Raw genomic sequence first — 16,343 nt, forward strand, 5'->3', positions numbered from 1 at the left:
CGCCCAGCAGGAGGGACCGACCGTGCGTCACTTCTCCCACCTGACCGACGGCGAGCGCGAGCAGCTGTTCGCCGTCCCCCCGGGCGAGGTCGGCCCGGCGACGCCGCGCGGCATGCTCGCGCTGGCCCTGGGCGCCACGCTCTACAGCCCGGGCACGCGGCCGGCGCTGGACGCCGACGCCGCCCGCGCGGCCGCGGTCGGCGCCACGAGCATGGTCTGGTGCCTCGAGGACGCCATCCCGCACGCGGCCGTCCCCGACGCCGAGGCCAACGTCGTCGCCGCGCTGCAGCGGGTCGACCGGCGCGCCGCCGAGGGGGAGCAGCCGGCGCTGCCGCTGCTGTTCGTGCGGGTGCGCACGCCCGAGCAGATCCGCGCGGTGGCCCGCGCCGCCGGGCCGGCGCTGGCGCGGCTGACCGGGTTCAGCCTGCCCAAGGCCACCGGCGCCACGCTCGCGCCGATGCTCGCGGCGGTCGAGGAGGTCGCCGCCGTGCTGGGGCAGCCGCTGTACGGCATGCCGATCCTGGAGACGCCCGACCTCGCCTGGCGGGAGACCCGCGCCGAGGCGCTCGGCGCGCTGGCCGCGGTGGTCGAGGCGCACCGCGAGTCCGTGCTGTGCCTGCGGGTGGGTGGCACCGACCTGTCCGGGCTGTTCGGCCTGCGCCGCGACCGCGACACCACGATCTGGGACGTCGCCGTCGTCCGGGACTGCCTGGCCGACGTGGTCAACACCTTCACCCGCGGCGGCGAGCACGTGGTCACCGGCGCGGTCTGGGAGCACATCCCGGGCCCCCGGCTGTTCAAGCCGCAGCTGCGCCAGACGCCGTTCAGCGACCAGCACGAGGGCGGTCTGCGGCAGCGGATGATCGCCGGCGACCTCGACGGGCTGATCCGCGAGGTCACCCTCGACAAGGCCAACGGCGTGCTGGGCAAGACCGTCATCCACCCGGCGCACGTCTCGGTGGTCAACGCGCTGCTCACCGTCTCCCGCTCGGAGTACGACGACGCCCTCGAGATCCTCATGGCCCGCGGGCAGGGCGGCATCGCGGTGTCCGGGAACGGGCGGATGAACGAGATCGGCCCGCACGCGCTGTGGGCGGAGCTGATCAGCCGCCGCGCCGCGGTCTACGGCGTCGTCGCCGACGAGGCCGCGCTGGTCGACCTGCTGTCCGCGGGGCAGCGGCGGCTGGCCGAGGTGTTCGCCGGCGGGGAGGCGCAGCGCGCGTGACCGCGACCCTCCCCGGTGCCGTCGGCCTCGACGGCACCGTCTCCCGCCTGCTCGACGTCACCGCCGCCGACCCCGCCCGCTTCGCGGACCTGTGCGGCCTGGCGCTGCGGGACAACCCGCGCCGGGCGCACCTGGTCGTCTCCCGCGTGCTCGGCAAGCACGTGCCGGTCGCACCGGCCGCCGTCCTCGGTGCCGGGGCCGCGGTGGGCGACGCCGTCGCCGCGGTCCTGGACGGCGAGGCACCCGGCCTGGTCATCGGCTACTGCGAGACGGCGACCGGCCTCGGTCACGCCGCCGCCGACCGGCTCGGCGCGGCCTACCTGCACACCACCCGCCGCGTGCACCCGGGCGTGCCGGTGGCCGCCGCGTTCGAGGAGGAGCACTCGCACGCGGTCGCGCACGCCCTGCAGCCGGCCGGGCCGGTGACGCTGGACGCGCCCGGCCCGCTGGTGCTGGTCGACGACGAGCTCACCTCCGGCCGCACCGCGCTCAACACCGTCGCCGAGCTGCACGCCCGCTGGCCGCGCGAGCACTACGTCGTCGCCACGCTGCTCGACGCGCGCACCCCGGCCGCCCGCGCCACGTTCGCCGAGCGCGCGCAGGCCCTGGGCGTGCGGGTCGACGTCGCCGCCGTCCTCACCACGGAGCTCGCCCTGCCCGCCGACGTCCTCGACCGGGCCGCGGCCGCCCGCGCCGCCCTGCCTGGCCCGGCGCCGGTCCCGGCCGGTGCGCCCGGCGCCGTCCGGACGCACGCCGGCCTGTGGCCGGCCGGCGTCCCGACCACGGCCCGCCACGGCCTGACCCCCGCCGGCAGCGCCCGGCTCGCCGCCGCCGCCGACGCCGTCGCGGCCGCGCTCGCGCCGGAGCTGGCCGGCAGCCGCGGGGTGCTGGTGCTGGGCACCGAGGAGCTCATGCACGCGCCCACCGTGGTCGCGGCACGCCTGGCCGGGCGGCTGCCCGGCGTCCCCGTCACCACCCAGTCGACCACCCGGAGCCCCGTGCACGCCGCCGACGACCCCGGCTACGCCCTGCGCCGCAGCCTGTCCTTCCCCGCGCCCGACGAGCCCGCCCGCGTCTCCCGCGTGCACAACCTGGCCGACCCCGCCGCCGTCCCCGCGGACGGCCGCTGGGCCGACCAGCGCGCCGACGACGTGGTCGTGGTCGTGGACGCCGCGGCGGAGGACTGCGCGCCGATGGTGCAGGCGCTGCGCCCGTTCGCCACCCGCGCCGTGCACCTGGTGACGGTGCCGCTCGCGGAGCCGGCCCCGTGACCGCCGTGCAGCCGGGCCTCGCGCCCGCCGTCCCCGGCCGGTTCGGCTCCTACGCGCCCGAGGAGGTGACCTGGCTGCTCACCGACCTGTCGTCGGTCGCGCTGGAGCGCGGCACCGAGGACCGCGAGGAGGCGATCCAGTCGGGCACCCACTACTCGGAGATGCTGCCGGTCGAGTACCAGCCCGACGACGACTACCTGGCGCTGTTCACCGCCGCGCTGGAGCAGTCGGCCGGGCGGCTCGCCGACGCCGTCGCCCGGGTCGGCGAGCTGGTCTGGGACGCCGCCGCCGCGCACGGGCAGACGCCGGTGCTGGTGTCGCTGGCCCGCGCCGGGACGCCGATCGGCGTGCTGCTGCGCCGCTGGTTCCTCGCCTCCCGCGGCGTCGCGGTGCCGCACTACACCGTCTCGATCATCCGCGGCCGCGGCATCGACCAGGTCGCGACGGCGCACGTGCTCGCCCGGCACCCGGCGTCGGCGGTGCGCTTCGTCGACGGCTGGACCGGCAAGGGCGCGATCCAGCGGCAGCTCACCGAGGCCGTCGCCGGCTGGCGGGCCGCGCACCCGGAGGACGCCGCCCTCGACGACCGGCTCGCCGTCCTCGCCGACCCGGGCCTGTGCACCGAGCTGTACGGCACCCGCGACGACTTCCTCATCCCGAGCGCCTGCCTCAACAGCACGGTGTCCGGGCTGGTGTCGCGGACGGTGCTGCGCGACGACCTCATCGGCCCCGGCATGTTCCACGGCGCGAAGTACTACGCCGAGCTCGCCGGCGCCGACGTCTCCGCGCTGTTCGTCGACACCGTCGCGGCCGCGTTCCCGGCGCGGCCGCCGGCCGACGACGTCCCCGCGGCCGACCGCCGGCCGACCTGGGCCGGGTGGGCGGCGGTGGAGCGGATCGCCGCCGAGCACGGCATCGCCGACGTCAACCTGGTCAAGCCCGGGGTGGGGGAGACGACGCGGGTGCTGCTGCGCCGGGTGCCCTGGCAGGTGCTGGTCCGCCCCGACCGCGCCGAGGACCTGCGGCACGTCGCCGCGCTGGCCCGGGCCCGCGGCGTGCCGCTGGTCGAGGTGCCGGACCTGCCGTACTCCTGCGTCGGCCTGATCCGGCCGGTGGGCCGGTGACCGCGGTCCTCACGGCGACGCTGGCCGCCGTCGACCTCGACCGCACGCTCATCTACTCGGCGGCCGCGGCGGGGACGACCGAGGGGCTGGAGGTCGTCGAGCACCTCGACGGCGCCCCGCTGTCGCACGCGACGCCGGCGTCGTGGCGGCTGCTCGCCGAGCTGGCCGGGCGGGCGCTGCTGGTCCCGGTCACCACCCGCACCGTGGCGCAGTACGGGCGGGTGCGGCTGCCCGTCGTCCCGCGGTACGCGCTGTGCGCCAACGGCGGGGTGCTGCTCGCCGACGGCGTCCGCGACCCGGGGTGGGACGACTGGGCGGCGGCGACCGCCGCGCAGGCCGCGCCGCTGCCGGAGCTGCTCGGCCTGCTCGAGGCGGTGGCCGGGCAACCGTGGGTGCGCACCGTGCGCGCCGCCGAGGGGCTGTTCTGCTACCTGGTCGCGCACGCCCGCGAGGCGATCCCGCAGGACTGGCTCGACGGGACCGGCGCGGCCGTCGCCGCCGCCGGGGCGACGCTGTCGGTGCAGGGCCGCAAGGTGTACGTCGTCCCCGCCGGGCTGTCCAAGGCCGCCGGGCTGCTCCGGCTGCGCCGGCTGCTGGCGGGGGGCGGGCCCGCGCCGCGGCTGCTGTGCGCCGGCGACAGCCTGCTCGACGCGCCGATGCTGCTCGCCGCCGACGCCGCCGTCCGCCCCGCGCACGGAGAGCTGCACGAGCAGGGCTGGACCGGCGCGCGGGTCGCGGTGACCGCGGCCAGCGGCGCCGCCGCGGGCGAGGAGATCGTCCGCTGGCTGCTCGACCGGGCGGGCTAGTCCGCCCGCGCGGTCCGCACCAGCCGGTCCAGGCCGTCCTCGATCGACTGCGCCTCGCGCAGCACCGCGCCCCAGTCCGGGCGGCGGCCCCGGGCCGCCTCCTCCAGCGGCGGCAGCCGCCGGGCGAGGTCCTCGAAGGTGCGGCGGAAGCGGCGGGCCCGCTCCTCGGGCAGCCCGCCGAGGAACCGGCGGGCGTCGACGACGGCGCGCTGCACCTCGCCGAGCAGCGACCCGGGGTCGGCGGCGACGGCGTCGAGCCGCTGCAGCCGCCCGGTCGCGGCGCGCACCTCGTCGTCGACCCGGCCGGCGGCCGCCCGCACCCGGGCCAGCAGCGCGGCGGCCGCGGGCACGTCGAGGACCGGCGCGCCGAGCGCCCCCTCCAGCGCCGTCAGCGCCTCGTCGGCCTCGGCGAGCGCCTCGGCGGCCCGCTGCGGCGCGCGCTCGACGTCGGACCACGCGGTCAGCGGGTAGCGGCGGCGCAGCTCGCTCATCACCGGCGCCAGGCGCTCGTGCCGGGTGCCCAGCGCCTCGCGGCGGGTGCGGACGGAGGCGGCGCCGCGGCGGACCTCCGCGGCCCGCTCCGGCAGCGCCCGCGCCCGCGCGGCCGCCGCCTCGGCCTCCCGGCGGCCCTTCTCGGCGGCGTCCAGCGCGGGCGCGGCGCGCCGGGCGGCCAGGTCGGCGGCGGCACCGGCGGCGAGGCGCTCGGCGTCGGCGAGGACGCCGTCCAGGCCGGGGTCGGCCAGCCCGGCGGCGCCGGCGGCGTCCAGTGCCGCGCGGGCGGTCGCCACGGCGTCGCGGGTCGCGGACACCGCGCGGGCGGCCGCGGCGCGGGCGCGGGAGGCGGCGGCGAGGACCTCGCCGTACTGGTCGCGGAAGCGCTGGACCTGGCCGTGCACCTCGCGCAGCGCGGCGGCCGCGGCGCCCAGCTCCGTGGCGGCGGCGCGGGCCGCGCCCGGCTCGGCGTCCGCCGCGGGGTCGTGGCCGGAGAGCGCCTGCAGGTAGTGTCCGATGACGGCGTCCGCGTGGGTGGAGAGGTCCCGCCAGTCGCGGGTCAAGGAGTCGGGGGCGGGGATGCGGTGGTGAGCCCGTCGCCCACCCGCGGGCGGACCCGCCTCCTCCGCGGCGGCGACCGCGTCCGGGAGGTCGGCCAGCGCGGCGTCCAGCTCCAGCATCGCCGCGGCCGCGGCCTCCCGCGCCGCCGCGGCCTCCCGCCGGGGGGCGTCGCGGTCGCGCCGCCACCAGGAGGTGCCGCCGGGTGCGCTCACGACCGCTTCCCCTCGCCGTGGCCCGCGTCCGGCGGGGCGGTCCGGCACCTGCGCGGTCCGGAGGCCCGTGGATACCACGCCGGGACCGCGCACGTGGGCACGGGCGGCCGGCGCCGCCCGGTCCGCTGAACGCCCCGCTCCCGCCGCCCCGCCGCGGGCCGGCGGGAACCGGGACCCGCCGGGGTCCGTTGGACCACCGGCCCGCCTCCCGCCCGATCCGGCCCGCTCGTCCCTGTCGTCGTCGTCGCCTGACCCCCCGGGCGGCGGAGAGGAACACCTGATGCTCCGCTACTTCGGCTTCTCCGTCGGTCTGACGGTGGCCGCGCTCGTCACCGCCGTGTTCTTCGGCGGGCCGGCGGCCCTGCTGGCCGTCGCCGTCCTCGGCGTGCTCGAGGTCTGCCTGTCCTTCGACAACGCCGTGGTCAACGCCAAGGTGCTGCGCCGCATGAGCCCGCTGTGGCGGAAGCTGTTCCTCTACGTCGGCATCTTCATCGCCGTGTTCGGCATGCGGCTGCTGCTGCCGATCGTCCTGGTCTCGGTGACGGCGCAGCTGTCCATCCCCGAGGTGTGGGACCTGGCGCTGTCGGACCAGGAGGCCTACGCCGAGAACGTCGAGGCCGCGGCCGAGGCGATCTACACCTTCGGCGGGATCTTCCTGCTGATGATCTTCCTGAACTTCCTCTTCGACGAGGAGCGGGAGATCCACTGGCTGTCGTGGCTGGAGCGGCCGCTGGCCAAGGCCGGCAAGCTGCCCTACCTCGCCATCGTCATCGCCCTGGCGGTCATCTACGTCGGCTCGCAGATCGCCGACGACGACAAGTACGCCACGGTGCTCATGTCCGGGCTCGCGGGCCTGTTCACCTACCTGCTCATCGGCGGGCTCAACGAGCTCATGGAGGCCCCGGAGACCGACGACGAGGACGACGACGTCACCCCGACCGGGCAGACGGCGGGCAACGGTGCCGGTGGCACCGCCACCAAGGCGGTCGCGGGCGCCGGTGCCGCCGCGTTCCTCTACCTCGAGGTGCTCGACGCGTCGTTCTCCTTCGACGGCGTCATCGGCGCGTTCGCGATCAGCAGCGACATCTTCATCATCGCGCTGGGCCTGGGCATCGGCGCCTTCTGGGTGCGGTCGCTGACCATCTACATGGTCGACAAGGGCACCCTCGACGAGTACCGCTACCTGGAGCACGGCGCGATGTGGGCCATCGGCTTCCTCGCCGCGATCATGATCCTCGAGCTGCGGTTCCACATCAGCGAGTACGTCACCGGCCTGACCGGCCTGCTGTTCATCGTCGCCGCCGTGATCAGCAGCATCGTCGTCTCGCGGCGTGAGCGCGCCGAGGTCGCGGCCGCCGACCGGCCGGGCGAGCGCGACGAGGTGCCCGCCGGCCAGAGCTGACCGCAGGTCACCCAGCGGCCCCGGGGCGCCCGCCCCGGGGCCGCCGCGCGTCGCGGCGGGTGGCCTACCGCGGGGCGGGGGAGCCGGATACGGTCCGCCCGGTTCCCGTCCCCGCACCGAGAGGTCCGTCGTTGGCACAGCTCACCGCCCAGAAACGCGTCCTGCACGCCGACCTGCACGGGGACCGCATCCGGGCCGCCAGCGGCTCGATGGTCGCCTTCGAGGGCAACGTCGACTTCAAGAGCTCCGGGATGGGCGGGGGCGGCGGCATGCGCGCCGCCCTCAAGCGGGCCGTCGCCGGCGAGAGCATCTCGCTGATGGACTGCACCGGGCACGGCCGCGTGTACCTCGCCAAGGACGCGATGGACGTGCTCGTCGTCGACCTCGCCGGCGACACGCTCACCGTGGAGAGCGAGCACATCCTCGCCCACACCGAGCACCTGCGCCTCGACGTCCAGTTCTCCGGCCTGCGCGGCGTGACCAGCGGCCAGGGCCTGGCCACCACGACCGTCACCGGGCAGGGCCAGGTCGCGATCGTGTCCGAGGGCCCGGTCATGGCGCTGGAGGTCGCGCCCGGCACGGACCTGGTGGTCGACCCCGACGCCTACGTCGGCTCCCGCGGCCAGCTGTCGATGAACCTGGTCAGCGGCGTCTCGTGGAAGTCCCTCGTCGGTGAGGGCTCCGGCGAGCCCTTCTCCCTCCGCTTCACCGGGCACGGCCTGGTGCTCGTCCAGTCCTCGGAGCGCTGAGCCGTGCCGTTCGAGACCGTCAACAGCAAGGTCGTGCGCGCGCACGTCGGCCCGGCCGACCCGGTGCTCGCCCGCCGCGGCGCGATGCTTGGCTACTCCGGGCAGGTCACCTTCCGCCCGGTGCACGGCCAGGGCCGCGGCATCGGCGGCATGGTCGGCGCGGCGATGTCGGGGGAGTCCAACCCGATGATGGCCACCGAGGGCAGCGGCCAGGTGCTCTACGGCTACAAGGGCATGCACGTCACCGTCCTCGAGCTCGACGGCGGCGCCCCGCTGGTCTGCGAGGCCGACCGGCTGCTCGCGCACGACGCGAACCTGCAGACCAGCGTGCAGTTCCTCGGCTCCGGCGGGCTGAGGTCCGCGATCGGCGGCGCCATGACCGGGCAGGGCCTGTTCACCACCAACGTCCACGGCCGCGGGTCGGTCGCGCTGCTCGCCCACGGCGGCGCCTTCCCCCTGCAGCTGGGCGGGCAGCAGGTCGGCGTCGACCCGCAGGCCTACGTCGGCCACGTCGGCCAGCTCTCCGTGGACCTCGCGGCCAAGGTGGGCCTCCGCGACGTGGTCGGCCGCGGCTCCGGCGAGGCCTTCCAGTTGAAGATCAGCGGCCACGGCACGGTGTACGTGCAGGCCAGCGAGCAGAAGTTCTGAGGACGGCGACCATGACCTACCCGCCGAACACCCCCTACGGCGGCGGCAACCCCTACGGCGGCCAGCCCCAGCCCGGGTACGGCCCGCCCCCGCAGCCCGGCTACGGACAGCCGGGGTACGGCCAGCCCGGGTACGGGCAGCCGCCCCACGGCGGCCAGCCGCAGCCCGGGTACGGGCAGCCGCCGCAGCCCGGCTACGGGCAGCCCCCGCCGCCCGGGTACGGCCAGCCCCCCGCCGGGCCGCCGGCCGGCGTGCCGAGCACGCTGACCGCGCAGTCGCTGCCCGACGACGACAACGTCAACCCCTACGTGTTCTGCATCGCGCTGAACGGCGAGTGGTTCATGAGCAAGGGCGCGATGCTCGCGTACTACGGCAACGTCCAGTTCGACGCCGTCAGCGAGTACTCCTCGGTGCAGGCGTGGGTGGCCCACCGGTTCTCCAGCCCGGTCTACGTGCAGGACTGGGTGGTCGCCCGGGGCCACGGCAAGGTGCTCATCGGGGACCGCGGGTTCGACCTGAACTCCTACGACCTCGACGACGGCAACCTGACGATCAAGGCGAGCAACCTCTGCGCGTTCTCCAAGGACCTGGAGCTCAAGCAGTCGATCGTCCCGGGCTTCGTCACCCTCATCGGGACGGGGAAGTTCATCGCCTCGTCCAACGGGCCGGTGATCTTCGTCGAGCCGCCGTTCCGGGCCGACCCCGAGGCGCTGCTCGGCTGGGCCGACTGCCCGGCGCCGTCGGTGCACCACGACGCCCAGTGGATGACGCAGAGCTTCCTCGGCGCGCTCACCGGTGCGCTCGGCCGCGCCTCGGGGGAGGAGCGGCAGTACGACTTCACCGGCAAGGGCACGATCCTGCTGCAGTCCTCCGAGATCGCGCGGGAGGACCCGGCGGTGCTGCGGCTGGTCGAGTCGCAGACCCAGCTGCTCACCGACAGCCAGGCCGGCTCGCTCGGCCAGCGGCTGGTCGCCCGCGCCCAGCAGCAGCACTGAGCGCTCCCCGGCCGGGGACCCGCGCGGGACCCCGGCCGGGGGTGACGACTGCACTACGCTCGGTGGGCCATGCGGCCCGCCGACCTCGCCCTGCTGCGGACGCCGGGGACGCCGGCCGTCTCGCCGGACGGGCGCATGGCCGTGGTCGCGGTCAGCCGCCCCCACCTGGACGCCGACGAGTACCGCGCCCAGCTGTGGGCCGTCCCCACCGACGGCTCCGCGCCGGCCCGCCCGCTGACCTCCGGCGCCCGCGACTCCGCCCCGGCGTTCTCCCCGGACGGCCGCTGGCTGGCCTACCTGTCGGCCGCACCCGGCGGGCACCCCCAGCTGCACCTGCTGCCCACCGCGGGCGGCGCCCCGCGCCGGCTCACCGACGCGCCGCTGGGCGCCGGCGCCCCGGTGTGGTCACCGGACTCCCGCCGGCTGGCCTGGGTGGCCCGCGTGCCCGAGGAGGGCCGCTACGGCACCGCCGACGACGTGCCGCCGGAGGCCGAGCCGCCGCGGCTGGTCACCCGGCTGCGCCACCGGGTCGACGACGTCGGGTACACCGCCGACCGCCCCAGCTGCGTGTTCGTCCTCGACCTGCCCGCCGACCCGCTCGACGACACCGGCGACCCGCCCGAGGCCCGGCAGCTCACCGACGGCCGCGGCGAGGACACCGACGTCGCCTGGTCGCCCGACGGCGGCACGCTCGCGTTCGTCTCCGCGCGGCACGCCCGAGCCGACCGCGACTGCGTCCGCGACGTCTGGCTGGTCCCGGTCGGCGGCGGCGAGCCGCGCCGGGTCACCCGCGGCCGCGGCGAGTGCCGGCTGCCGGCGTTCGACCCGGCCGGGACGTGGATCTACGTCACCGCCCGCCCGGACCTGGGCCCCGACGGGCTCGACGTCGCCGGGCGCGGGCTGACGCTGTGCCGGGTGCCGGCCGCCGGCGGCCCGCTGGAGGCCGTGCTCGACCCGCGGGACACCCACCGCGGCGACGAGACGCCGGCGACGGTGCTCAGCGGCGGAGCGGCGCTGGTCGGCGTCGAGCGGCGCGGCTCGGTGGCGCTGCTGCGGGTGCCCCTCGACGGCGGCGCGCCCGAGACGCTGGTCGAGGGGCCGTTCACCGTGCGCGGGGTCGCGGCCGGGGGCGGGGTCGTCGTCGCCACCGTGGCGCACGACCGGTCGGCGGGGGAGCTGGTGGCGATTACGCCCGGCCGGCGCCGGCTGCTCACCGGCTTCGGCGCCGCGCTCGGCGCCACCGGCCGGCTGCACCGCGGCACCGAGCGCACCGCCACGGCCCCCGACGGCGCCCCGGTGCACGGCTGGGTGACGACGCCGGAGGGCCCGGGCCCGCACCCGGTGCTGCTGCTGGTGCACGGCGGGCCGTTCACCCAGTACGGCTGGTCGCTGCTGGACGAGACGCAGGTGTACGTGTCGGCGGGCTACGCGGTCGTGCAGTGCAACCCGCGCGGCTCGTCCGGCTACGGGGAGGAGCACGCCCGCGCCGTCGTCGGGGCCTGGGGCGACCGGGACGCCGCCGACGTGCTGGCCTTCCTCGACGCCGCGCTGGCCGACCCGGCGCTGGACGCGGAGCGGGTCGGCGTCCACGGCGGCTCGTACGGCGGCTTCCTCACCGCGCTGCTGCTCACCCGCACCGACCGGTTCGCCGCCGCCGTCGTGGAGCGGGCGGTGACCGACCCGGCGTCGTTCGCCGGCTCCAGCGACATCGGCTGGTGGTACGCCGACGCGTACATGGGCACCGACCCGGTGAGCCCGCTGGCGCAGGCGGCGTCGATCCGCACGCCGACCCTCGTCGTCCACTCCGAGCGGGACGAGCGCTGCCCGGTGGAGCAGGGCCGGCGGCTGTTCGTCGCGCTGCAGCGGCAGGGCGTGCCCAGCGCGCTGCTGCTGTTCCCCGGCGAGGGCCACGAGCTGTCCCGCTCCGGCCGGCCCCGGCACCGGCTGGCCCGCTTCGAGCACCTGCTCGCCTGGTGGGACCGCTGGCTGCCGGGAGGCGGTCAGGCCGGCGGCAGCCGCGCCCCCTCGTCGGACACCACCAGCCGGCCGTCCACCCGGGTCGCCCGGAACACCGCGACGTGCCCGGGGGCCGCCGGGACCGGCAGCCCGCCGTCGATCTCGTAGCGCGAGTTGGTGACCTTGCGGCGGGTGCCGGCCGGGTCGTCGGGGCCCACCGGCGGCGCGTCCGGCCGCAGCACGACGACCACCTCGGTGCAGCCCGGGGGCCAGTCCCAGCGCAGCCGGTCGCCCCGCAGCACGACGCCGGTGACCGGCGGCAGGGAGGCGGCGGGGGGCCGCGGCCGGGCGTCCCCGCCGCGCGCCTCGGGTGCCGCGACGCCCAGCCGGGAGGCGACGACGACGTAGCCGGCGACCTCGCCGTACCCGCCGTCCTCCAGGGTGGTGACCGTGGTCGTGCCCACCACCTGGCGGGTGCCGTCCGGGCGCACCCGCAGCACCCGGTACTCGACCGGCCCGGGGGAGGCGGACGCCGTCCAGCGCACCTCGCGGGCGCCGCCGGGGGCCGGGGCGACGACGACGTCCGTGGCCGGCGCGACGCCCAGCGCGGCGAGCTCGGCCCGGGCGGCGGGGTGGTCGGCGACGGCGTCGAGGGCGGCCAGCAGCGCGTCCTCCCGGTCCCGGCCGGTGCAGGCCGGGGCGAGGACGGCGTCGGCCAGCGCCAGCGCCTCCCGCGACCGCCGGAGCAGCTCGGCGGCGTCCTCCCCGCCCGGGCCCGGGACGTCGGCGGCCGTGGCGACCAGCTGCTCGAGCGCGGCGGCGGCCGCCGCGTGGCGCCGGGCGGCGAGGGCCGGGCCCACGCCGCGCCAGGCGGCGCCGGCGCGGGCGGCGACCTCGGCCGCCTCGTCGCGCACGGCACGGATCGGCGGGAGGAGCTCGCCGGCCGCGGACAGCGCTGCATCGGCGTGCCGGCGGGCGGCGGCGGGCCGCCCGTCCCGCAGCGCGGCGCGGGCCGCGGACACCTCCGCCTGCCACTCGGCGCGGCCGGGCACGCGGGCCGGCGGCGGCGCGGGCACGTCCCCCATGGCGCCCGCCTCGCGGGCCAGCCCGGTGACGACGGCGGCCGCGCGCTGCGGGTCGAGGCCGGCGGCCTGCGCCTCCTGCAGGAGCAGGTACGCGTCGGCGGGGGTGAGCCGGTCCTCGACGAGCACGGCCGCCGTGACGCGAGGGCGCAGCGCGGCGCGGACGTCGTCGGCGAGGGCGTCGAGGTAGACGGCGGGGTCGCCGTCGACGAGCAGCGTGCCGGCGGCGGCGAGCAGGTCGTCGACGAGCGCCCGCCGCCGGTCGGGGCGGCGCTGCCGGTTGACCACGAGCAGGGCGTCGCGGCGCCGGCGGACCGTCTCGCGGTCGGCGGTCGAGGGCAGCTCCAGCAGGGCGTGCAGGCTGGGCACGCGGGCGCCCTCGATCCGGCCGAGCTCCTCGAGGCCGTCGCGGACCTGCCGCAGCACCACCGCGGCGTCGGCCGGTTCCGCGGGCGCCGCCGGGGCCTCGGCGCCGAGCAGCCGGTGCCCGCGCAGCCGGGCCTCGAAGGCGGCGTCGTCGAGCCCGGCCGCGGCGGCCATCCCGCGCAGGCCGGCGACCTTGTCGGCCGGCACCCCGCCGAAGCGCTCGACCAGCCGCTCCAGCGCGGCGTCGAGCGCCGCGAAGCGGGCGGCCTCCCGCCGCTCCCGCTCGGCGCGGGTCTGCCCGGCCAGCCACTGCCGCCCGCCCGGGGTGCGCAGCTGCGCGGCGAGCGCGTCGTGGGACCGCAGCAGCGCGGTCACCAGCCCGCGGTACTTGGGGTGGTCGCGCTGCTTCTGCCAGAACGCCCAGACGTCGTCGACCCGGCGGGCGACCTCGTCGTCGGTCAGCGATCCCGCGGCCTCCAGCGGGAGGTCGTAGACCTCGAAGGGGTCGGTCGCATCGGGGCCGCCGCGGCGCTCGATGGCGGCGAGGACCCGCTTGCGGTAGCCGTTGCCGTCGAAGGGAGGCAGCACGGGTCAGTCCTGCCGGCGGCGGACCCGGCCGACCTGCGCGCGCTCGCGGGCGACGTCGGCCTGGCTCAGCGCCGCGCCGGTCCCCACGCGCACGGTGAGCGGCCGGTCGGCCAGCCCCTCGTGCAGCGCGGTCAGCTCGAGGATGCCGTCGAAGCCCATCCGCAGCACGACCTTGATCTCGGTGCCGGCGGGGTACCCGGGCGGGATGTCCTCGATGGAGGCCTCGGCGAGCAGCTTGGCGTCCTCGGGGCGGGCGGACTCGGCGCCGCCGCCCTGCTCGACCACCCGGATGGTGACCACCCGCTGGTCGTCGTGGACGGTGCCGAACGAGCGGCGCACGGCCACCGGCAGCCGGTCGTCGCGGTGCACGAGGAAGACCGCCGACGGCTCGCCGAACCGGTCCAGCGCCAGGACGCCGAAGCCGCGGGAGACGGTGTTGAGGACCTGGATCTCCACCGTGCGCCGCACCTGCGCCGCGGACAGGCCCACGGCGTCGCCGAGGCGGGCACAGGCGGCGTCGACGTCGGCGGGGGCGGCGTACTCCAGCGGCGTGCCGTCGCGCAGCTGCCCGCGGGTGACCAGGTCGGCGGTGAGCAGCCGCTCCAGCTGCTTCTTGCGGCCGTAGACGGCGGCGCCCCTGGCGACGGCGAGGTCGGGGTCGTGCACCTCAGCGGGCACGCCGAGCTCGGCGGTCAGCCGCCGCGCGACGGCGGGCATCCGGGTCGAGCCGCCGACCAGCAGCACCCGGTCGATCCGCTCGACGCCGCGGGCGCGGGCCGCCGCGACCGCCGCGCGGGTCAGCTCCATCGTGCGGTCGAGCAGGCCCGCGGTGAGCCGCTCGAACTCCGCGCGGGTCACCGGCACGTCCACCCGGCGGCCGTCGTGCTCGACCGGCACGACGACGGACTCGCGGACGCTGAGCTCGCGCTTGGCCCGCTCGGCGGCGAGCACCAGCGCCTGGCCGCCGGCGCCGTCGTCGAGCGGGTCCTCGGCGTCGGGGTGGGCGGCGAGGAAGGCGCGCGACAGGTGGACGGCGAGCTTCTCGTCCCAGTCGGCGCCGCCGAGCTCGTGGTCGCCGTCGGTGGCGACCACGGCCAGCCGCCGGTCGGCCAGCTCCACGACCGCGACGTCGACGGTGCCGCCGCCGAGGTCGTAGACGAGCGCGACCTCCTCGAGGTGCCCGGCCGGCCCGCCGCCGTCGAGGCGGGCGAAGCCGTAGGCCAGCGCGGCCGCCGTCGGCTCGTTGATGACGTCGAGGACGGTGAGGCCCGCGTACTCGCCGGCCAGCCGGGTGGCCCGCCGCTCCTCGTCGCCGAAGTAGGCGGGCACGGTGATGACGACGTCCTGCACCGGGCCCTGCGTGGAGAAGCTCGTCTCGCTGACCAGCGCCTTGAGCACCAGGCTGCTGACCGCGGGCGCCGACCAGGACCGGCCGTGGCTGACGAACCGCCACGTGCTGTCGCCCATGCGCCGCTTGACCAGCGTGCAGACGTCGTCGGGCCGGGCGCGGGCCAGGACGCGGGCGCGCTCGCCGGTGACGTAGTCGTCGGGGCCGACGAACAGCACGACGCTGGGCAGCGTCGGGGCGCCGTCGAGGAGGGGGACGACCCGCGCGGCGCCGTCGTCGTCGACCTGCGCCAGGCAGCTGTACGTGGTGCCCAGGTCGATCCCGTACACGGCAGAGGAGGGCGAGGGGACACCGCGCGGCATGGGCCGGAGGGTAGCGGCGCCGCATAGGGTCAGGAGGACGTGTCCGCCGCTCAGAGCGCAGGTCGGCCCGGTCGGGCGAACCTGCGGGGAGGCCTCCCTTGGTCGACTACACGAAGCGCCCGAAGTCCCCGCCGCCGCAGCCGGAGACCCCTCCGGCGCCGCCGCAGCCGCCGCCGTACCAGCCCCCGCAGCCGCCGCCGGGGCAGCCCTACGGCCAGCCGCCGCACCAGGGGCAGCCGCCCTACCCGCCGCCGGGCCAGTACCCGCCGCCCGGGCAGCCGCCGTACCCGCCGCCGGGCCAGCCGTACGGGCAGCCGCCGTACCAGGGGCAGCCCCCGTACCCGCCGCAGGGCCAGCCGCCGTACCCGCCCCCGGGTCAGCCCCCGTACGGCCAGCAGTACGGGCAGCAGCCCCCGGCCCCGCGGCAGCAGGGCGGGGTCAACATGAACAAGGTGTCGCTGACCAAGTCGGCGCCGTCGGTCTCGCTGACGAAGACGGCCGGCACCACCGGCGTGCTGCGGGTCAACCTGAACTGGAACTCCCGGCCCGGGGGCGGCGGCGGGGGCGGCGGCTTCCTCAAGCGGCTGGCCTCGGCCGCCGGCGGCGGGGCGATCGACCTGGACCTCGGCTGCCTCTACGAGTACGCCGACGGCTCCAAGGGCGTCATCCAGGCGCTGGGCAACGCCTTCCGCGGGCAGCACACGCTGGGCAACGGCGGGTCGATCGTGTGGCTGGACGGCGACGACCGGTCGGGCGCCAACAGCGGCGGCGAGAACCTGATGATCGACCTGCAGCACACGCAGCTGATCCGCCGGATCCTCGTGTTCGCGCTCATCTACGAGGGCGTGCCGAACTGGGGGCAGGCCGACGCCGTCGTCACGATGTTCCCGGCGAACGGGCCGCAGATCGAGGTGCGCCTGGACGAGCACGACCCGCGCGCCCGCATCTGCGCGATCGCGATGATCGAGAACCAGGGCGGCCAGCTCGTCGTCAACCGCGAGGTGCGCTATGTGCACGGCGGCCAGGACGTGCTCGACCGCACCTACGGCTGGGGCATGGACTGGACGCCCGGCCGCAAGTGAGCCGCCGGTCCCGCGCGTAGCCCCGCTCCTGGGGTGCTCCTCGTCCTCCGGGGGTCCTGCGGGACCCCCGGAGG

Annotated in this window: 12 protein-coding genes; 10 read left to right on the forward strand and 2 right to left on the reverse strand. The window is 77.5% G+C overall.

Translation table 11 applies throughout. The annotated features are described in order from the left end of the window. The first annotated feature begins 22 nt into the window (after positions 1-22). The 4 genes from ACI8AK_RS20945 to ACI8AK_RS20960 are packed head-to-tail and all read left to right on the forward strand — an operon-like array spanning position 23 to position 4,426. On the forward strand, positions 23-1,225 hold the full coding sequence (locus ACI8AK_RS20945) for an HpcH/HpaI aldolase/citrate lyase family protein (RefSeq protein ID WP_456957835.1): 1,203 nt from the start codon (positions 23-25) through the stop codon (positions 1,223-1,225). Next, entirely contained in the window at positions 1,222-2,496 is a 1,275-nt protein-coding gene (locus ACI8AK_RS20950) for a phosphoribosyltransferase domain-containing protein (protein ID WP_456957837.1), read from the forward strand. The genes ACI8AK_RS20945 and ACI8AK_RS20950 overlap by 4 nt, the downstream gene beginning before the upstream one ends. Next, the gene (locus ACI8AK_RS20955) at positions 2,493-3,620 is read left to right on the forward strand and encodes a cysteine protease StiP family protein (protein ID WP_387993517.1); all 1,128 of its coding nucleotides are present in this window, start codon (positions 2,493-2,495) and stop codon (positions 3,618-3,620) included. Before ACI8AK_RS20950 ends, ACI8AK_RS20955 begins: the two co-directional genes overlap by 4 nt. Then, entirely contained in the window at positions 3,617-4,426 is an 810-nt protein-coding gene (locus ACI8AK_RS20960) for an HAD family hydrolase (RefSeq protein WP_387993514.1), read from the forward strand. Before ACI8AK_RS20955 ends, ACI8AK_RS20960 begins: the two co-directional genes overlap by 4 nt. On the opposite strand, the gene ACI8AK_RS20965 is transcribed toward ACI8AK_RS20960, so the two are convergent. Continuing rightward, positions 4,423-5,691, reverse strand: coding sequence for a hypothetical protein (locus tag ACI8AK_RS20965; RefSeq protein WP_456903574.1), 1,269 nt, complete (start codon positions 5,689-5,691; stop codon positions 4,423-4,425). The two genes, ACI8AK_RS20960 and ACI8AK_RS20965, sit on opposite strands and share 4 nt — an antisense overlap. 280 nt (positions 5,692-5,971) lie before the next feature. Here ACI8AK_RS20965 and ACI8AK_RS20970 point away from each other — a divergent pair, with 280 nt between their 5' ends. From ACI8AK_RS20970 to ACI8AK_RS20990, 5 genes are all read left to right on the forward strand, one after another. Then, positions 5,972-7,093 carry a DUF475 domain-containing protein gene (locus ACI8AK_RS20970; RefSeq protein ID WP_387994455.1) on the forward strand — a complete coding sequence of 374 codons (1,122 nt, stop codon included), beginning with the start codon at positions 5,972-5,974 and terminating at the stop codon, positions 7,091-7,093. Between the two features lie 131 nt (positions 7,094-7,224). After that, entirely contained in the window at positions 7,225-7,842 is a 618-nt protein-coding gene (locus tag ACI8AK_RS20975; protein WP_387994452.1) for an AIM24 family protein, read from the forward strand. A gap of 3 nt (positions 7,843-7,845) precedes the next feature. After that, on the forward strand, positions 7,846-8,490 hold the full coding sequence (locus ACI8AK_RS20980; RefSeq protein WP_456957839.1) for an AIM24 family protein: 645 nt from the start codon (positions 7,846-7,848) through the stop codon (positions 8,488-8,490). A gap of 11 nt (positions 8,491-8,501) precedes the next feature. Then, a complete protein-coding gene (locus ACI8AK_RS20985) occupies positions 8,502-9,485 on the forward strand; it encodes an AIM24 family protein (RefSeq protein ID WP_387994448.1) in 984 nt (327 codons plus the stop codon). Between the two features lie 69 nt (positions 9,486-9,554). After that, positions 9,555-11,609 carry a prolyl oligopeptidase family serine peptidase gene (locus ACI8AK_RS20990; protein WP_456957841.1) on the forward strand — a complete coding sequence of 685 codons (2,055 nt, stop codon included), beginning with the start codon at positions 9,555-9,557 and terminating at the stop codon, positions 11,607-11,609. Positions 11,610-13,480: 1,871 nt separating this feature from the next. On the opposite strand, the gene ACI8AK_RS20995 is transcribed toward ACI8AK_RS20990, so the two are convergent. Beyond that, positions 13,481-15,187 carry an Hsp70 family protein gene (locus ACI8AK_RS20995; RefSeq protein ID WP_456957843.1) on the reverse strand — a complete coding sequence of 569 codons (1,707 nt, stop codon included), beginning with the start codon at positions 15,185-15,187 and terminating at the stop codon, positions 13,481-13,483. A gap of 98 nt (positions 15,188-15,285) precedes the next feature. On the opposite strand from ACI8AK_RS20995, the gene ACI8AK_RS21000 reads away from it, so the two are divergent. Next, positions 15,286-16,269, forward strand: a complete 984-nt coding sequence (locus tag ACI8AK_RS21000) for a TerD family protein (RefSeq protein ID WP_456957845.1) — start codon at positions 15,286-15,288, stop codon at positions 16,267-16,269. The last annotated feature ends 74 nt before the right edge of the window (positions 16,270-16,343 follow it).

Source organism: Geodermatophilus sp. SYSU D00867, assembly GCF_054050315.1.

Coding starts and splice junctions, on each gene's coding strand:
- ACI8AK_RS20970 (WP_387994455.1), top strand. CDS start 5,972: ATGCTCCGCTACTTCGGCTTCTCCGTCGGTCTGACGGTGGCCGCGCTC.
- ACI8AK_RS20985 (WP_387994448.1), top strand. CDS start 8,502: ATGACCTACCCGCCGAACACCCCCTACGGCGGCGGCAACCCCTACGGC.
- ACI8AK_RS20990 (WP_456957841.1), top strand. CDS start 9,555: ATGCGGCCCGCCGACCTCGCCCTGCTGCGGACGCCGGGGACGCCGGCC.
- ACI8AK_RS20995 (WP_456957843.1), bottom strand. CDS start 15,187: ATGCCGCGCGGTGTCCCCTCGCCCTCCTCTGCCGTGTACGGGATCGAC.